Genomic DNA, 15,103 nt, shown 5'->3' with positions numbered 1-15,103 from the left:
CCGCAGCGCAGGACGCCGGCCTTCTTCTTCGCGGCCAGCACGTGCCGGGCCGCATCGGTCAGGCGGGTGCGGAACGCCTTGTCGCTCTGCGCCTTGGCGAGCAGTGCCGACGACATGGGCGCCGCGTCCGAGCCCTGAATCGTGAGCACCATGTCGCCACCGGCCCCGATGAAGCGTACGGCGCGCTCGCCCGGCGGGACGATCTCGGCCGCGTCGGCGGCACCCAGATCGTCCGACATCACCAGGCCGCTGAATTTGAGTTTCTTGCGCAGCAGGTCGGTGATGATCGGCTTGGAGAACGCGGCGATCGTCTTGTCGTCGAGCTTGGGATACGAGGCCGAGGAGATCATCACACCGGCCGAGCCCGCCTTGATGCCGTCCGCGAACGGCTGCAGGTACGGATCGGTCGTCGTGGCCACGTCGTCGACCGCCTTGGTCGACGTGTCCGTGTTCGCGCGCACCCGTCCCAGCCCCGGGAAATGCTTGAGCATCGTCAGCACGCCCGCGTTCTGCGAGGCCGGCACGACCGTACGGATGGCGGCCCCGACCTTGGCCGGGTCGGAACCGTACTGCCGGTTGAACGCGCCGATCGGCGGATTCGCCTTGCCCACACTCGTCGGCACCGTGTCGGCCACCGGCGCGAGGTTGAGGGTCACGCCGATGCCGTGCAGCCGTTTCGCGCTGTCCGCCACCGTCCCCTTCAGCTTCGCCGACGGCCCGGCGCCCAGCGTGAACGCGGACGGGATGATCGGGAAGTCCGGCCCCTTCAGCGTCTGGACGTCGCCGCCCTCCTGGTCGAGCGCGATCAGCACCGGCGTCTCGGCCTGTTTCTGCAGGTCGGCGATGCCGGAGCGGAGCTGGGCCGCGGTGTGCGTGCTGCGGCCCTGCAGGAAGACGCCGCCCAGGTGGTACTTCTGCACGGTGTCGTCGAGGGAAGCCGGGGCGTTCACCGTGGTGCCGATCATGAGCACCTGGCCGACCTGCTGTTCCAGCGAGAACTTGGTGAGCGTGTCGGTGACGCAGTCCCCGGTGGTGGTGGCGGGCGAAGCCGACGTGCGGGTCGCCTCGACGTTCGGGAACGACGGCGGCGGCGGTTCACTGGGCAGCGCGGTTATCGCCGGCGTGCTCGACTGACATCCGGCGACCGCCGCGACCAGAACCACTGCCGGCATCCACAGACCTTTGCGTTTCATCGGCGCCCACGCTAGCGGGTCGGTCAACGGCGCTGATCAACGATCCGCCGCATCTTGCCCATCGACCGCTCCACCCCGTCCGGCTCGATCACCTCCACGGCCACCGTGACACCGATCGTGTTCTTCACGGCGGCGGCGAGGTCACGGCCCGCGGACTCGGCGGCGGCCGGATCGGCAGCGGACCGGCGTTCCACCAGCACTCGCAGCGCGTCCATCCGGCCGTCGCGGGTGAGGACACATTGGAAATGCGGGGCCAGTGCGGGCGTACGGAGAATGAGCTCTTCGATCTGGGTGGGGAAGAGGTTGACGCCGCGCAGGATGATCATGTCGTCGGTGCGTCCGGTGATTTTCGCGATGCGGCGCATCGGGCGCGCGGTGCCCGGAAGTAATCGGGTGAGGTCACGGGTGCGGTAGCGGACCACCGGCATGGCCTGCTTGGTGAGCGAGGTCAGCACCAGCTCGCCGGTCTCGCCGTCGGGCAGCACCTCGCCGGTCAGCGGGTCGATGATCTCCGGGTAGAAATGGTCTTCCCAGAGTGTGAGGCCGTCCTTGGTCTCGATGCATTCGTTCGCGACGCCGGGCCCCATGACCTCGGACAGGCCGTAGATGTCCAGGGCGTGCATGTCGAGCCTGGTCTCGATCTCGGTGCGCAGCTCGTCGGTCCACGGTTCGGCGCCGAAGATGCCGACCTGCAGCGACGTCGCCCGCGGATCGATGCCCTGTTTGTCCATCTCGTCCACGATGGCCAGCAGGTATGTCGGGGTGACCATGATGATGTCCGGCTCGAAATCGCGGATCAGCATGACCTGCCGCTCGGTCATGCCGCCGGACACCGGGATCACCGTGCAGCCCAGTTCCTCGGCGCCGTAGTGCGCGCCCAGACCACCGGTGAACAGCCCGTAGCCGTACGCCACGTGGACCCGATCGCCGGGCCGCCCGCCGGAGGCACGGATCGATCGCGCCATCAGCCGCGCCCAGGTGCGCAGGTCGTCCTGGGTGTAGCCGACCACGGTGGGCCGGCCGGTCGTGCCGGACGAGGCGTGCAACCGGGCGATCTGCTCGCGTGGGACGGCAAACATCCCGAACGGGTAGTTGGCGCGCAGCACCGCCTTGTCGGTGACCGGAAATTTCGCCAGATCGGAGAGATCGTGCAGATCGTCCGGATGGGTCTGAAATTCATCGAACATCTTCCGGTACGCCGGTACGTGCGCCCAGGCGTGCCGCAGTGACCAGCGCAGCCGGTCGAGCTGCACCGCTCGGAGCTCGTCGACGGAGGCTCGCTCGATCGGCTCCAGATCCTCGGCGCGGGGGGTGCGGTCCTGCACGGCGGGCTCCTCTCAGCCGCGTAGCCCTCGAAGTCAGCTGCGTAGCCCCTCGAAGGCGATGGTGGTGACGGTGTCGGCGATGGCCGCGGCGCCGCCGGCTCGCGGGCGGTACCACTCGGTGAGCGAGTTGACCATGCCGAGCAGCAGGCGGGCCGCGGTCGCGGGATCGACGTCGGGGCGTACGCCGCCCTCGGCCTGGGCCTGCTTGACGAGCTCGGTGACGACGGCGTCGAAGTCGCGCCGGCGGGACAGGGCGTGCTGCTCGGCGGCGGTGTTGCCGCGCACCCGGAGCAGAACGGTCACATATTCGAAGCGGTCGGCGAGCACCAGCACGCTGCGCCGGATGAGCTGCTCGAGGCGTTCGATGGCGGGCAGTTCGAGCGCCTCGACCTCGGCGGCCGCCTCGAACAGCCCATCGAGCGCCCGATCCATCGCCATCTGCAGCAACTGCTCTTTGCCGTTGATGTGGTGATAGACGCTCGATTTGGTGATGCCGAGCGATTCGGCGATGTCGAACATGCTGGTGGCGTCGTATCCGCGCGCGTTGAACAGGCGTACCGCGGCGGCCAGCACGGTGTCCAGGTCGTTGCCCGGACGGCCACGCCGGCGCGGGGCGGTCACGAAGCCCGCTCCCCGATCGTGCGGCTGCGGCCGCGGAACTCGGCGACCACGTCGCCCTCGCAGGTCACGGTGACGTCGTAGAGCCCGCTGCGACCTCGCGTCACTCTTTCCTTCGCGTACGCCATGAGGACGTCACCCGCCTTGGTCGGGCGCACGAAGGAAATGTCGGCCCCCGCCGCGACCGTCACCGGACCATGACTGTTACAGGCACACGCGAACGCCGTGTCGGCGAGCATGAAGACATAGCCGCCGTGCGTCATCGCGTGCCCGTTGAGCATGTCGCCGGTGACCCGCATCCGCAGCGTGGCCTCGCCGTTCCCGGCGTCGAGCAGCTCGATCCCGAGGGCCTTGGACGCGGTGTCCCGGTCGAACATCTCGTGAGCGGCGGTGCGTGCCAACCTTCACCCCCAGGGGTTGATTACCGACCGACCGGACGGTAGATAATGAGGACAGCCAACCGCAATGGAGCGCAGATGACAAGCCCCGCCCAGTGGTACGAGACGCATCGCGAACTGCTGGACCAGGCGGTCCGGGCCACCCAGGCCCGGGACTACTGGTCGGCCTATCCCGAGTCTCCGAGCAAGTCCGTCTACGGCGAGGACGCCGCGCCCGCCGGGGAGCGCGCGTTCACCGCGCTGCTCGGCAAACCGTTCCCGATCGAGGTGCCCGGCGCCACCGGTACCGTGTCCACCGAGCGCTCGCCGTACGGGATCGAGCTCGGCCTCAGCTATCCGAAGGCCGATCCGCTCGCCCTGGTCGCCGCGGCCCGCGCCGCCACCCCGGCCTGGCGTGCCGCCGGTCCGCAGGGCCGTGCCGGTGTGGCCGCCGAGATCATCAAGCGGATCAACGCGCGCAGCTTCGAGATGGCGCACGCCGTCCAGCACACCACCGGCCAGGCGTTCGTGATGGCCTTCCAGGCCGGCGGCACGCACGCGCAGGACCGCGCCCTCGAGGCGGTGGCGTACGCGCTGGCCGCCTCCACCCGGATGCCGGCGACCGCCGAGTGGACCAAGCCGCAGCGCGGCGGCGACCCCTTACGCCTGTCCAAGACCTCCACCGTCGTGGGCCGGGGCGTCGGCCTGGTCATCGGCTGCACCACCTTCCCCACCTGGAACAGCTATCCGGGCCTGTTCGCGAGCCTGGTTACCGGCAACCCGGTGATCGTCAAGCCGCACCCGGGCGCGATCCTGCCGCTGGCCATCACCGTGCAGATCTGCCGCGAGGTGCTCGCCGAGTCGGGCCTGAACCCCGACCTGGTCACCCTCGCCGTGGAGGAGCGGGGCGACGGCATCGCCGCCACCCTGGCCACCCACCCGGACGTGCGGATCGTCGACTTCACCGGCTCCAGCGACTTCGGTAACTGGCTGGAGGCCAACGCCCGCCAGGCCGTCGTCTACACGGAGAAGTCCGGGCTCAACACCGTGCTCGTCGACTCCACCGACGACTACAAGGGCATGCTGCGCAACCTGTCCTTCTCGCTCTCGCTCTACAGCGGCCAGATGTGCACCACCCCGCAGAACATCCTGGTCCCGCGCTCGGGCATCGAGACCGACGCCGGGCACCGCAGCCCCGAGGAGTTCGGCGCCGACCTGGCCGCCGCGATCGACAAGCTGCTCGGCGACCCGAAACGCGCGGCCGGCACGCTCGGCGCGATCGTCAACGACGGGGTGCTCGCCCGGCTCACCGAGGCCGGCACGCTCCCCGACGTGATCCGGGCGTCGGCCGAGGTCGCCGACGAGCAATATCCCGGCGCCACCATCCGTACGCCGGTGCTGGCGCGCCTCGACGCGGCGGACGAGAAGACCTACACGCGCGAGTGCTTCGGCCCGGTCTCGTTCGTGATCACCACCGACTCCACCGAGCACAGCCTGCGCATCTTCACCGAGACCGTCCGGGCGCACGGCGCGCTGACCGCCTCGGTGTACTCGATCTCACCCGGCGTTCTCGCCTCCGCGCGGGAGGCGGCGCTCGACGCCGGCGTTCATCTGTCGGAAAACTTGACGGGCGGCGTCTTCGTCAACCAGACGGCGGCGTTCGGCGACCTGCACGGCACCGGGGCCAACCCGGCCGCGACGGCGTCGCTGACCGATGACTACTTCGTCACTGGCCGGTTCTTCACGCTGCAGTCCCGTCACCACGTTCCGGCAACGGAGGAAGTTTGATGTCTGAGGCATACCTGGTCGGCGGCGTCCGCACCGCACAGGGCAAGTACGGTGGTGCGCTCGCCGGCGTCCGCCCCGACGACCTCGCCGCGCTCGTCGTCGGCGAGGCCGTGAACCGGGCCGGCGTTCCCGGCGAGGCCGTCGACGAGGTCGTGCTCGGCGCCGCCAACCAGGCCGGTGAGGACAACCGCAACGTGGCCCGGATGGCCGCGCTGCTCGCCGGCCTGCCCGACTCCGTGCCGGGCTACACGGTCAACCGTCTGTGCGCCAGCGGCCTGACCGCGATCGTCTCCGCGGCCAACACGATTCGCGCCGGTCAGGCCGACATCGTCGTGGCCGGCGGCGTCGAGTCGATGACCCGGGCGCCCTGGGTCATGCAGAAGCCGGGCACCCCGTGGGCGCGTCCCGGCGAGGTGGTCGACACGTCGCTGGGCTGGCGGTTCACCAACCCGGCGTTCACCGAGCACGACCGCGCCGCGGGGACCCGCCCCGAGGACCGCCGGGTCACGCTGAGCATGGGCGAGACGGCCGAGGAGGTCGCCGCCCTCGACGGCATCACCCGCGCCGAGAGCGACGCGTTCGCGCTCCGCAGCCACCAGCGGGCGATCGCCGCGATCGACGCGGGCCGGTTCGCCGGTGAGATCGTCGCGGCCGGCGACGTCACCACCGACGAGATCCCGCGGCGCGGCTCGACGCTGGAGAAGCTGGGCGCTCTGAAGCCGGCGTTCCGGGCCGGCGGCGTGGTCACCGCCGGGTCGTCGTCGCCTCTCTCGGACGGCGCGGCCGCCCTGGTGGTGGCCAGCGAGGAGGCCGTCGAGCGCTACGGCCTGGTCCCGCGCGCGCGGATCGTCACCGCGGCCAGCGCCGGGGTGCCCCCGCAGCTCATGGGTCTCGGCCCGGTCCCCGCCACCGAGAAGGCGCTGACCCGGGCCGGCTGGGGCGTCGGGGATCTCGACGCGGTCGAGTTGAACGAGGCGTTCGCCGTCCAGTCGCTGGGCGTCATCCGCCGGCTCAAGCTGGACGAGGAGCGGGTCAACGCGGACGGCGGCGCGATCGCGCTCGGCCACCCGCTCGGCTGCTCGGGCGCGCGCATCACCGTCACCCTGCTGGGCCGGATGGAGCGCGAGAACGCGCGCCGCGGCCTCGCCACGCTCTGCGTCGGGGTCGGCCAGGGTGTGGCCATGCTGCTGGAGCGGCCGTGAGCGCGACGACGCTCCTGGTCGAGGAGCTCGACGACCGGGTGGTGGTGACGTTGCGCCGGCCGCAGGCCCGCAACGCCATCAACGCGGCGATGGTCGGCGAGCTGCACGACGTCTGCACGGCCCTGGAGCAGCGGCCGCGGCTGCTGCTGCTCACCGGTGACGGCGGCACGTTCGCGGCCGGCGCCGACATCGGTGAACTGCGCGAACGCGGCCGCGATCAGGCGTTGCAAGGCATCAACAGCCGATTATTCGACCGGATTGCGCGGCTTCCGCTGCCGACCGTGGCCGCCGTCGACGGCTACGCGCTGGGCGGCGGAGCCGAACTGGCGTACGCGTGCGACATCCGGCTCGCGTCGCCGGCCGCCGTCTTCGGCAACCCGGAGCCCGGCCTCGGCATTCTCGCCGCGGCCGGGGCCTGCTGGCGGCTGCGCGACCTCGTCGGCGCCTCGGTCGCCAAGCAGGTCCTGCTCGCCGGCCGGCGGCTCGACGCCGACGACGCGCACCGGCTCGGGCTGGTCGCCGAGGTCGTCCCCGCCGACGACCTGGTCAAGCGGGCGCACGCCCTGCTCGACCGGATGGCGCGCTCCGGCGAGCTCGCGCTGCGCCTGACGAAACTCGTCGCGGACGCGCCCGGCGGTCATCCGGTCACCGACGACCTGGCCCAGGCGATCCTGTTCGACTCGGCGGAGAAACGCAGCCGCATGGACGCCTTCCTGGCCGGGGGCCGGTCGTGACCGCCCCGGCGACGCCCGCCGCCGCCGTGCCCAAGGTGGTCGGCGTGATCGGTGGCGGCCGCATGGGCTCCGGGATCGCGCAGGTCTTCGCGGTGGCCGGCTCGGTGGTCTGCCTCGTCGAGCGTGATCCGGCGGCGGCCGCCGCGGCCCGCGACCGGGTCGCCATGGGTCTGCTGCGCGCCACCGAGAAGGGCAAGCTCGCCGAGACCGCCGACTCGGTGCTCGACCGGCTCATCATGGTCGACGACGTGAGCGCCCTGTCGCCCGACACCGACCTGGTCGTCGAGGCGGTGCCCGAGGACGCCCGGCTGAAGATCCGGGTGCTGACCGCCGCCGAGGACGCGGTCGGTGAGCAGGCGGTGCTGGCAACGAACACGAGCTCGTTGTCGATCGGCGGGCTGGCCGAGGGGCTGCGCCGGCCGGAGCGCTTCGGCGGCATGCACTTCTTCAACCCGGTTCCGGTCAGCCAGCTCGTCGAGGTCGTGGTCGGGCCGCAGACCGGCGAGGCCGTGCGCGAGGCGATCCGCTCGTGGGTGGCCGGGCTGGGTAAGACCGAGGTCGTGGTGCGTGACTCGCCCGGCTTCGCGACGAGTCGTCTGGGCGTACTGCTGGGTCTGGAAGCGATTCGCATGCTCGAGGAAGGTGTCGCCGACGCGGCCGCCATCGACCGCGCGATGGAACTCGGCTACCGCCATCCGATGGGTCCGCTGCGCTCCACCGACCTGGTCGGCCTCGACGTGCGGCTGGCCATCGCCGAGCATCTGCACCGCGAGCTGGGTGAGCGGTTCGCCCCGCCGCGGCTGCTGCTCGACAAGGTGGCCGCGGGCGAGCTGGGCCGCAAGACGGGACAGGGCTTCTTCAGCTGGGGGGCGTCATGACTGACCTCGCGACCGGTGAACGCACGTTCGCCGAGACGATCGAGAAGGACCAGCGGGTCGAGCCGCGCGACTGGATGCCGGACGGCTACCGCAAGACGATGATCCGGCAGATCGCCCAGCACGCGCACTCCGAGATCATCGGCATGCAGCCCGAGGGCGCGTGGATCACCCGGGCGCCGACGCTGCGGCGCAAGGCGATCCTGCTGGCCAAGGTGCAGGATGAGGCCGGGCACGGGCTCTATCTGTACTCGGCGGCCGAGACGCTGGGCGCCGACCGCGGCGACCTGACCCGGCGGCTGATCGAGGGCCGGCAGAAATACTCGTCGATCTTCAACTATCCGACGCTCTCGTTCGCCGACGTCGGCGTCATCGGCTGGCTCGTCGACGGCGCCGCGATCTGCAACCAGGTGCCGTTGTGCCGCAGCTCCTTCGGGCCGTACGCGCGGGCGATGATCCGGATCTGCAAGGAGGAGTCGTTCCATCAGCGGCAGGGCTACGAGCTGCTGATGACGATGATGAAGGGCACCGAGGCGCAGCGCGCGATGGTGCAGGACGCGACGAACCGGTGGTGGTGGCCGTCGCTGATGATGTTCGGGCCGCCCGACACCGACTCGCCGAACACGGGACAGTCGATGGCCTGGAAGATCAAGCGGCACACCAACGACGAGTTGCGGCAACGGTTCGTCGACATGACCGTCCCGCAGGCCGAGGCGCTGGGCGTCACGCTGCCCGACCCGGATCTGCGCTGGAACTCCGAGCGCGGGCGGCACGACTTCGGTGAGATCGACTGGTCCGAGCTCAAGCGGGTGATCTCCGGCGACGGGCCGATGAACGCGGAACGGATCGCCCACCGGCGGCGAGCCGACGAGGACGGCGCCTGGGTGCGCGAGGCGGCCGCGGCCCACGCGGCGAAGCGGACGGAGACCACCCATGAGTGACGAGCAGATCCGGCACGAGTGGCCGTTGTTCGAGGTGTTCGTGCGGGCCAAACGCGGTCTCAACCACGTGCACGTCGGGTCGCTGCGGGCGGCCGACCACGAGATGGCGCTGCACCACGCGCGTGACCTCTACACCCGGCGCAACGAAGGCGTCAGCATCTGGGTCGTGCGCTCCGCGGATGTGGTGTCGTCCGGGCCGGAGGACAAGGACGCGTTCTTCGCGCCCAGCGGCGACAAGGTGTACCGGCATCCGACGTATTACTCCATTCCCGACTCCGTTCCCCACATTTAAGCCCGTCCAACCACCCCGCCACCACCCAAAAGCGGACTAAAGGCTGGTTATCATGTCCTTCGATGACGCCTACGGGGCACTCACCGATCACGACGACGACGCGCGCTGGGCGTACGGGACGGGATTCGCCGACCCGCTCGCCGGGGTGCCCACCGCCATCCCGGACGGGGTGGATCGGGCCGACCTCGCGGCGTACTGCCTGATGCTGGGCGACGACGCCCTGATCATGTCGCATCGGTTGCAGCAGTGGGTGACCCGCGCGCCCGAGCTGGAGGACGAGCTCGCCGTCGCGAACATCGGGCTGGACCTGCTCGGCCAGGCACGGCTGCTGCTGACCCGGGCCGGCGAGGCCGAGGGCTCGGGCCGGGACGAGGACACGCTGGCGTACCTGCGGGACCCGCACGAGTTCCGGAATGTGCTGCTGGCCGAACGCTCGGACGACGACTTCGCCCATCTGGTGGCACGGCTGCTGGTGTTCGCCACGTGGCGGCTCGCGCTGCTCGACCGCCTTGCCGCGTCGGGTGATCCGGTGCTGGCGGCGATCGGCGCGAAGGGTGTCAAGGAAGTGACGTACCACCGGGAGTACGCGGCGCAGTGGGTGGTGCGGCTCGGGGACGGTACGCCGGTGTCGCACGAGCGCGTGCAGGCGGCGGTCGACGCGGTGTATCCGCTGGTGGGTGAGCTGTTCGAGACGCATGAGGTGGAGCGTCGGCTGGCGGGTCGGGGGATCGCTGTCGAGCCGGCCTCGTTGCGCGCCGAGTTCGACGCGGTCATGGCGGAGGTCGTCGCGGCGGCCACGCTGCGTCTGCGCGCCGCGACGGCTGTGGAGCCCGGCAGAGGGCGGGACGGCATGCATACCGCGGCGCTGGGGGAGATTCTCGGCGAGATGCAGGAGCTGGCCAGGGCCATACCGGACGGTGCGTGGTGAACGGCGTCGCGGCTGAACAGGCGGCCCGCGTCGCTGGTGCGGTCGTCGATCCCGAGCTGCCGCTGGTCACGCTCGCCGAGCTCGGGATTCTGCGCGACGTGCGGGTGCGGGCGGACGGCGGTGTCGACGTGGCGATCACGCCTACGTACTCGGGCTGTCCGGCCATGGTGGCCATTCGGGATGACGTCGTGGCGGCGCTGGGGCGGGCCGGGTTCGGCCTGGTGGACGTGCGGACGGTGCTGTCGCCCGCCTGGACCACCGATTGGATCACGCCGGCCGGCAAGGCCAAGCTGGCGGCCGCGGGGATCGCGCCGCCCGGCACGGCGCCGAAGCGGGGCGCCGGACCGGTGCCGCTCGTGCTCGGGCGGCGGCGCGACGACGTCGCCTGTCCCCGGTGCGGGCATGCCGGCACCGAGCAGATCGCGGCGTTCAGTGCTACCGCGTGCCGGGAACTGCGCCGATGCCCCGCGTGCCGGGAACCGTTCGAGCATGTGAAGGAGATCTGACGTGGCGGTCCGCGAGTTTCAGACGTTGCGGGTCGCCGCCGTCGAGCGGCTTTGCGACGACGCGGTGGCGGTGACGTTCGACGTGCCCGACGAGCTCGCGGGGGCGTATGCGTTCCGGCCCGGTCAGTCGCTCACCGTGCGCCGGCCGTCGGACGAGTCGGACGAGCGCCGGTCGTACTCGATCTGCGCGGCCGCCGGGGCTCGCCCGCGCATCGGGGTGCGGGAGGTCCCGGGCGGACTGATCTCGAACTGGCTGGTGCACGAGGTGCGGGTCGGTGACCCGGTCGAGGTGGCGCCGCCGTCGGGGACGTTCACGCCCGACGTCGAGGCCGGCGGTCGGCACGTGATGATCGCGGCGGGGTCGGGGATCACGCCGGTGCTGTCGATCGTGTCGTCGCTGCTGCGGAACCCGGCGGCGCAGGTGAGCATCCTGTACGGGAACCGGCGGGCGGACACGGTGATGTTCGCCGAGGAGCTGGCCGACCTGAAGGACACCCATCCGTCGCGGCTCGAGCTGGTGCATCTGCTGTCCCGCGAGGCGCGCGAGGTCGACCTGCTCAGCGGCCGCCTCGACGGGGACAAGATGCGCACCCTGCTGCCGCTGCTGCTCGACGTCGCCGCGGTGGACCACTGGTGGCTGTGCGGGCCGTTCGGGATGGTCACCGACGCCATCGAGGTGCTGGGCGAGGCCGGGGTGGCGCCGGAGCGGATCCACCGGGAACTGTTCTGGGTGGACGAGGCGCCGCCCGAGCCGCACCGCCCGGAACGCCGCCCCGACGGCCCGAGCAGCGAGGTTACGGTGCTGCTCGACGGCCGCTCCACGACGGTGACGGTGGCCGAGGGCGACACCGTGCTCGAGGGGGCGCAGCGGTCCCGGCCGGATCTGCCGTTCGCGTGCAAGGGCGGGGTGTGCGGGACGTGCCGGGCCCGGGTCGTCGAGGGCGAGGTGTCGATGCGCCGGAACTTCGCGTTGGAGCCGGGCGAGCTGGCGAAGGGCTTCGTCCTGACGTGCCAGTCCACCCCGGTGTCCGAAAAGGTCACAGTCACGTACGACGAATAAAGGTGCGGGCTCCGCATCTTTGCGGGGCACGCAGTTTTCGCTAGTCTCGGGGCATGGGACTTCGGGAGCGGAAGAAGCTGGCTACGCGGGCGGCGCTGAGCTGGGCCGCTATCCGGCTGATCGTGGAGCGCGGGTACGAGCACGTGCTCGTCGAGGACATCGCTGCCGAGGCCGAGGTTTCGCCACGGACGTTCAACAACTACTTCTCCAGCAAGGCCGAAGCGGTGGCGTCCCGGCACCTTGATCGGTGCCTGCTGATCGCGGAGGACCTCCGGGCGCGGCCGGCCGCCGAGCCGTTGTGGGAGGCGATCACCGCGGCCGTGCTGGCGCAGTTCGTGGCGGGGCCTGAGGTGACCGCGCATCCGCGGCCCGATCGCGAGGTCTGGGCGGCGGGGCTGCGGCTGATGATGTCGGTTCCGGCGGTGCAGGCGGAGACGTTGCGGGCGTCGGCGACGGCGGAGGCCGCGGTCGCGGATGCGGTTGGCGAGCGGACCGGCACGGACCCGGCCGCAGACATGTATCCGAAGCTCGTGGCCGCGGTGGTGATGGCGGCCAACAATGTCGCCTCCCAGCATTTCTCGCTGAACGGCGCGGGCGCGGAAACCGGAATTCAACAGCTACTTGTCGACGCGCTTTCGCAGGTGTCCGCCGGATTGCCGGTGCCGCGCGTCTGAAATCCAGAGCCCGGGGCGAACCTGTTGCGTTTGCCGGGCGGACCCGTCGCGTACGGGAAAAGGGGTTTGGTCATGGAATTTGACGTTGTCATCGCCGGTGGTGGACCCAATGGGCTCATGCTTTCTTGTGAGCTTGCGCTTTCCGGTGTACGCCCGTTGGTGCTCGAGAAGCGCACCGGTGAGTTGAGTGAGCAGCGCGCCAATGGAATGGTCGGTCAAGTGGTGCGGTTGTTCGAGCGGCGCGGCCTTTACCAACGGCTCACCGGGGACGGGAAACCACCCGAACCGGCGCCGAATTTCATGTTCGCGGCGTATCCCCTGGGGCTGAGCGAGCTGAGCGACAACCCGGTATACACGGTTCTGGTGCCGCAGCGGCGCATCGAGGCCATGCTGGCGGAACGGGCGCTGGAGCTGGGCGTCGTCATCGAGAAGGGGCGGGAGCTCGGCGGGTTCACGCAGAAGGACGACCGGGTCGTGCTCGACGACGGCCGCGAGACCCGGTATCTGATCGGCGCGGACGGCGGCCACAGCACCGTTCGCAAACTGGCCAGCATCGATTTCCCGGGCGTGACCACCGACCGGACCGTCTCCCGGGTGGCGCATGTCAGCGTCCCGGCGGAATACGTCGACCGGGGCGGATTGCGGGTGCCCGGATTCGGCGTCATCCCGCCTTTCCTGCATCAGCGTACCGAACGCGGACTGATCGCCTACGCGCCATTCCCGAACGGTCCGTCCATGATAAGCGTCAGCACTCTCAACATTCCCGAGCCGGATGCGCCGTTCACGATCGAGGAGCTTCGCGAGGCATTCGCGTACGTCGCCGGATTCGATATTCCGTTCGGGCCGAGCGACAAAGGCGATCTGCTACGCCGCACCTCCGGGCGGAACACTCGGATCGCGGATCGATATCGGGACGGACGCGTATTCCTGGTCGGCGACGCGGCGCACGTGCATGGTGCGATCGGCGGGCCGGGCCTCAATCTGGGATTGCAGGACGCGGCCAATCTCGGCTGGAAACTCGCGGCGGCGGTGCGCGGATGGGCGCCGGAGGGGCTGCTCGACACCTACGAGAGCGAGCGGCGGCCCGCCGCCGAACGCGTGACCATGCACACGCAGGCGCAAACCGCGCTGGTCGGGCCCGGTCCGGAGATCACCGCGCTGCGGGTGCTGTTCGGGGAGCTGCTGAGCGAGCCGTCGGTGGTGCGGCGCCTGGCCGGGCTGATCGCGGGATCCGACGTCACGTACGACATGGGGGAGACGTCTGCTTTGGCCGGGCATTTCGGACCGGATCTCGGCGAGGCGACCCGGTCGGGCCGGCCGCTGCTGGTGGACAACACCGGGACGCTGGCCCCGGTGGCCGCGCCCTGGCGGGACCGGGTCGACGTGATCAGCACACCGCTGGACGGGGCGACGGCGCTGCTCGTGCGGCCGGACTGCTACGTGGCATGGGCGTCACGGGAGGCGACGCCGGATCCGGCCGCGCTGCGCCGGGCGATGACGCGCTGGTTCAGCGCGCCCGGCTCTGCAGCTGCTTGACCACGTTGACCACCGTGTTGGAGGGAATCGCGAAGCCCAGGCCGATGCTGCCCTGATCGGTCTGGCTCGCGGTGGCGATCGCCACGTTGATCCCGACCACATGACCCGAGAGGTCGACCAGCGCGCCGCCCGAGTTGCCCTCGTTGATCGCGGCGTCGGTCTGGAGCAGGCCGGTCAGCTTCTCGCTGCCCGTGTTCACGCTGCGGTTCTGCGCCGAGATGATGCCGGACGTCACCGTGTTCGCCAGGCCGAGCGGGGCGCCGAACGCGAGAACGCTGTCACCGACGGCGACGCTGTCGTCGTTGCCGAACGTGGCCGGGGTGAGCCCGGAGACCCCGGTCGCCTGCACCAACGCCAGGTCACGCTGGGTGTCGGCGGAGACAACCTTGGCCGGGATCGTACGCCCGTCGGAGAGCCGGACACTGACCGTGCCGCCCGAGGCGATCACGTGATTGTTGGTGAGGATCAGCCCGTTCGCGTTGAGGATGACGCCCGAACCGAGGACCGACGACTGCGCGCCGTCGACCATGACGGTGACGATGCTGGGCTGCACCTTGTCGACGACCGCGGCCAGGTCGTTGCTCTCCACGACGCTGCCGCCGGCCGAGGAGGCGCTCATCGGCGACGCCTGATTTCCGGCGAAATGGTCGGCGATCGCGCCGCCGGCCACCCCGCCGCCACCGATTAACACCAGCACCGCGGCGCCACCGGCGATCCGGCGCGGCCAGCGACCCGGGTTCGAGCTTTCCCCGTACGGCGGTGGCGGCGGCGGAGGCGGGGTCACGCTGTCGTCGTCGGGACCGTTGAGGTTGTCGCCGGCGTCCGGGTGGTCGCCGGGCGAGTTCTCATCGTGGTCGTTCGGGTTGGGCCGGGTCATCAGATCGGTCATGGCGACGCCTCGATTCCTTCCGTGATGCGACAACGATTGCTCGGGAGTTTGTTCGTTCGCGGTGAGGCGGCTGGGGGTTCGCTGTATGCGGTGGGTCACCCGGACGGGTTCGGTCATGCACCGTCCGTGGGCGCGGCGGGCCGATCCGGTGAGCGGGGCCCCTAG

At 70.7% G+C, this 15,103-nt stretch carries 16 protein-coding genes; 11 read left to right on the top strand and 5 right to left on the bottom strand.

Going from position 1 to position 15,103, the window contains the following annotated elements; translation table 11 throughout:
- The 4 genes from HH310_RS36510 to paaI all read right to left on the bottom strand — a co-directional run.
- Positions 1-1,193: glycoside hydrolase family 3 N-terminal domain-containing protein (locus HH310_RS36510; RefSeq protein ID WP_248294767.1), on the bottom strand; the 1,193-nt coding region annotated here is incomplete at its 3' end.
- A gap of 23 nt (positions 1,194-1,216) precedes the next feature.
- Complete coding sequence (gene paaK / locus HH310_RS36505; protein WP_169180294.1) at positions 1,217-2,518, bottom strand: phenylacetate--CoA ligase PaaK; 1,302 nt, start codon at positions 2,516-2,518, stop codon at positions 1,217-1,219.
- 33 nt (positions 2,519-2,551) lie between these two features.
- Positions 2,552-3,139 (bottom strand): TetR family transcriptional regulator, encoded by a 588-nt coding sequence (locus HH310_RS36500; RefSeq protein ID WP_169180293.1) that lies wholly within the window; start codon positions 3,137-3,139, stop codon positions 2,552-2,554.
- Positions 3,136-3,513 carry a hydroxyphenylacetyl-CoA thioesterase PaaI gene (gene paaI, locus HH310_RS36495; RefSeq protein WP_169180307.1) on the bottom strand — a complete coding sequence of 126 codons (378 nt, stop codon included), beginning with the start codon at positions 3,511-3,513 and terminating at the stop codon, positions 3,136-3,138. The genes HH310_RS36500 and paaI overlap by 4 nt, the downstream gene beginning before the upstream one ends.
- Before the next feature lie 99 nt (positions 3,514-3,612).
- Here paaI and paaN point away from each other — a divergent pair, with 99 nt between their 5' ends.
- The 11 genes from paaN (at position 3,613) to HH310_RS36440 (ending at position 14,049) form a co-directional block, all read left to right on the top strand.
- The gene (gene paaN / locus HH310_RS36490) at positions 3,613-5,301 is read left to right on the top strand and encodes a phenylacetic acid degradation protein PaaN (protein ID WP_169180292.1); all 1,689 of its coding nucleotides are present in this window, start codon (positions 3,613-3,615) and stop codon (positions 5,299-5,301) included.
- Positions 5,301-6,503, top strand: a complete 1,203-nt coding sequence (locus tag HH310_RS36485) for a thiolase family protein (protein WP_169180291.1) — start codon at positions 5,301-5,303, stop codon at positions 6,501-6,503. The genes paaN and HH310_RS36485 overlap by 1 nt, the downstream gene beginning before the upstream one ends.
- Positions 6,500-7,237, top strand: coding sequence for an enoyl-CoA hydratase/isomerase family protein (locus HH310_RS36480; protein WP_169180290.1), 738 nt, complete (start codon positions 6,500-6,502; stop codon positions 7,235-7,237). Before HH310_RS36485 ends, HH310_RS36480 begins: the two co-directional genes overlap by 4 nt.
- Positions 7,234-8,115 carry a 3-hydroxyacyl-CoA dehydrogenase family protein gene (locus tag HH310_RS36475; RefSeq protein WP_169180289.1) on the top strand — a complete coding sequence of 294 codons (882 nt, stop codon included), beginning with the start codon at positions 7,234-7,236 and terminating at the stop codon, positions 8,113-8,115. The genes HH310_RS36480 and HH310_RS36475 overlap by 4 nt, the downstream gene beginning before the upstream one ends.
- Positions 8,112-9,053 carry a 1,2-phenylacetyl-CoA epoxidase subunit PaaA gene (paaA, locus tag HH310_RS36470; RefSeq protein WP_169180288.1) on the top strand — a complete coding sequence of 314 codons (942 nt, stop codon included), beginning with the start codon at positions 8,112-8,114 and terminating at the stop codon, positions 9,051-9,053. The genes HH310_RS36475 and paaA overlap by 4 nt, the downstream gene beginning before the upstream one ends.
- On the top strand, positions 9,046-9,345 hold the full coding sequence (gene paaB / locus HH310_RS36465) for a 1,2-phenylacetyl-CoA epoxidase subunit PaaB (protein WP_211193056.1): 300 nt from the start codon (positions 9,046-9,048) through the stop codon (positions 9,343-9,345). The genes paaA and paaB overlap by 8 nt, the downstream gene beginning before the upstream one ends.
- A gap of 52 nt (positions 9,346-9,397) precedes the next feature.
- Positions 9,398-10,273 (top strand): 1,2-phenylacetyl-CoA epoxidase subunit PaaC, encoded by an 876-nt coding sequence (gene paaC, locus HH310_RS36460; protein WP_211193055.1) that lies wholly within the window; start codon positions 9,398-9,400, stop codon positions 10,271-10,273.
- On the top strand, positions 10,270-10,779 hold the full coding sequence (gene paaD, locus HH310_RS36455; RefSeq protein WP_169180304.1) for a 1,2-phenylacetyl-CoA epoxidase subunit PaaD: 510 nt from the start codon (positions 10,270-10,272) through the stop codon (positions 10,777-10,779). Before paaC ends, paaD begins: the two co-directional genes overlap by 4 nt.
- A 1-nt stretch (position 10,780) precedes the next feature.
- Positions 10,781-11,839, top strand: coding sequence for a 1,2-phenylacetyl-CoA epoxidase subunit PaaE (paaE, locus tag HH310_RS36450; protein WP_169180287.1), 1,059 nt, complete (start codon positions 10,781-10,783; stop codon positions 11,837-11,839).
- A 53-nt stretch (positions 11,840-11,892) separates the two neighbouring features.
- Positions 11,893-12,513 carry a TetR/AcrR family transcriptional regulator gene (locus tag HH310_RS36445; protein ID WP_169180286.1) on the top strand — a complete coding sequence of 207 codons (621 nt, stop codon included), beginning with the start codon at positions 11,893-11,895 and terminating at the stop codon, positions 12,511-12,513.
- Positions 12,514-12,585: 72 nt separating this feature from the next.
- Positions 12,586-14,049: an FAD-dependent monooxygenase gene (locus HH310_RS36440; RefSeq protein ID WP_169180285.1), complete on the top strand. Its 1,464-nt coding sequence runs from the start codon at positions 12,586-12,588 to the stop codon at positions 14,047-14,049.
- Here the strand turns inward: HH310_RS36440 and HH310_RS36435 are convergent.
- A complete protein-coding gene (locus tag HH310_RS36435) occupies positions 14,021-14,938 on the bottom strand; it encodes a S1C family serine protease (protein ID WP_169180284.1) in 918 nt (305 codons plus the stop codon). The genes HH310_RS36440 and HH310_RS36435 overlap by 29 nt on opposite strands.
- Positions 14,939-15,103: the final 165 nt, after the last annotated feature.

Source organism: Actinoplanes sp. TBRC 11911, from assembly GCF_012933445.1.
GTDB lineage: Bacteria > Actinomycetota > Actinomycetes > Mycobacteriales > Micromonosporaceae > Actinoplanes.
This window is presented reverse-complemented; position numbering and strand designations above follow the sequence as displayed.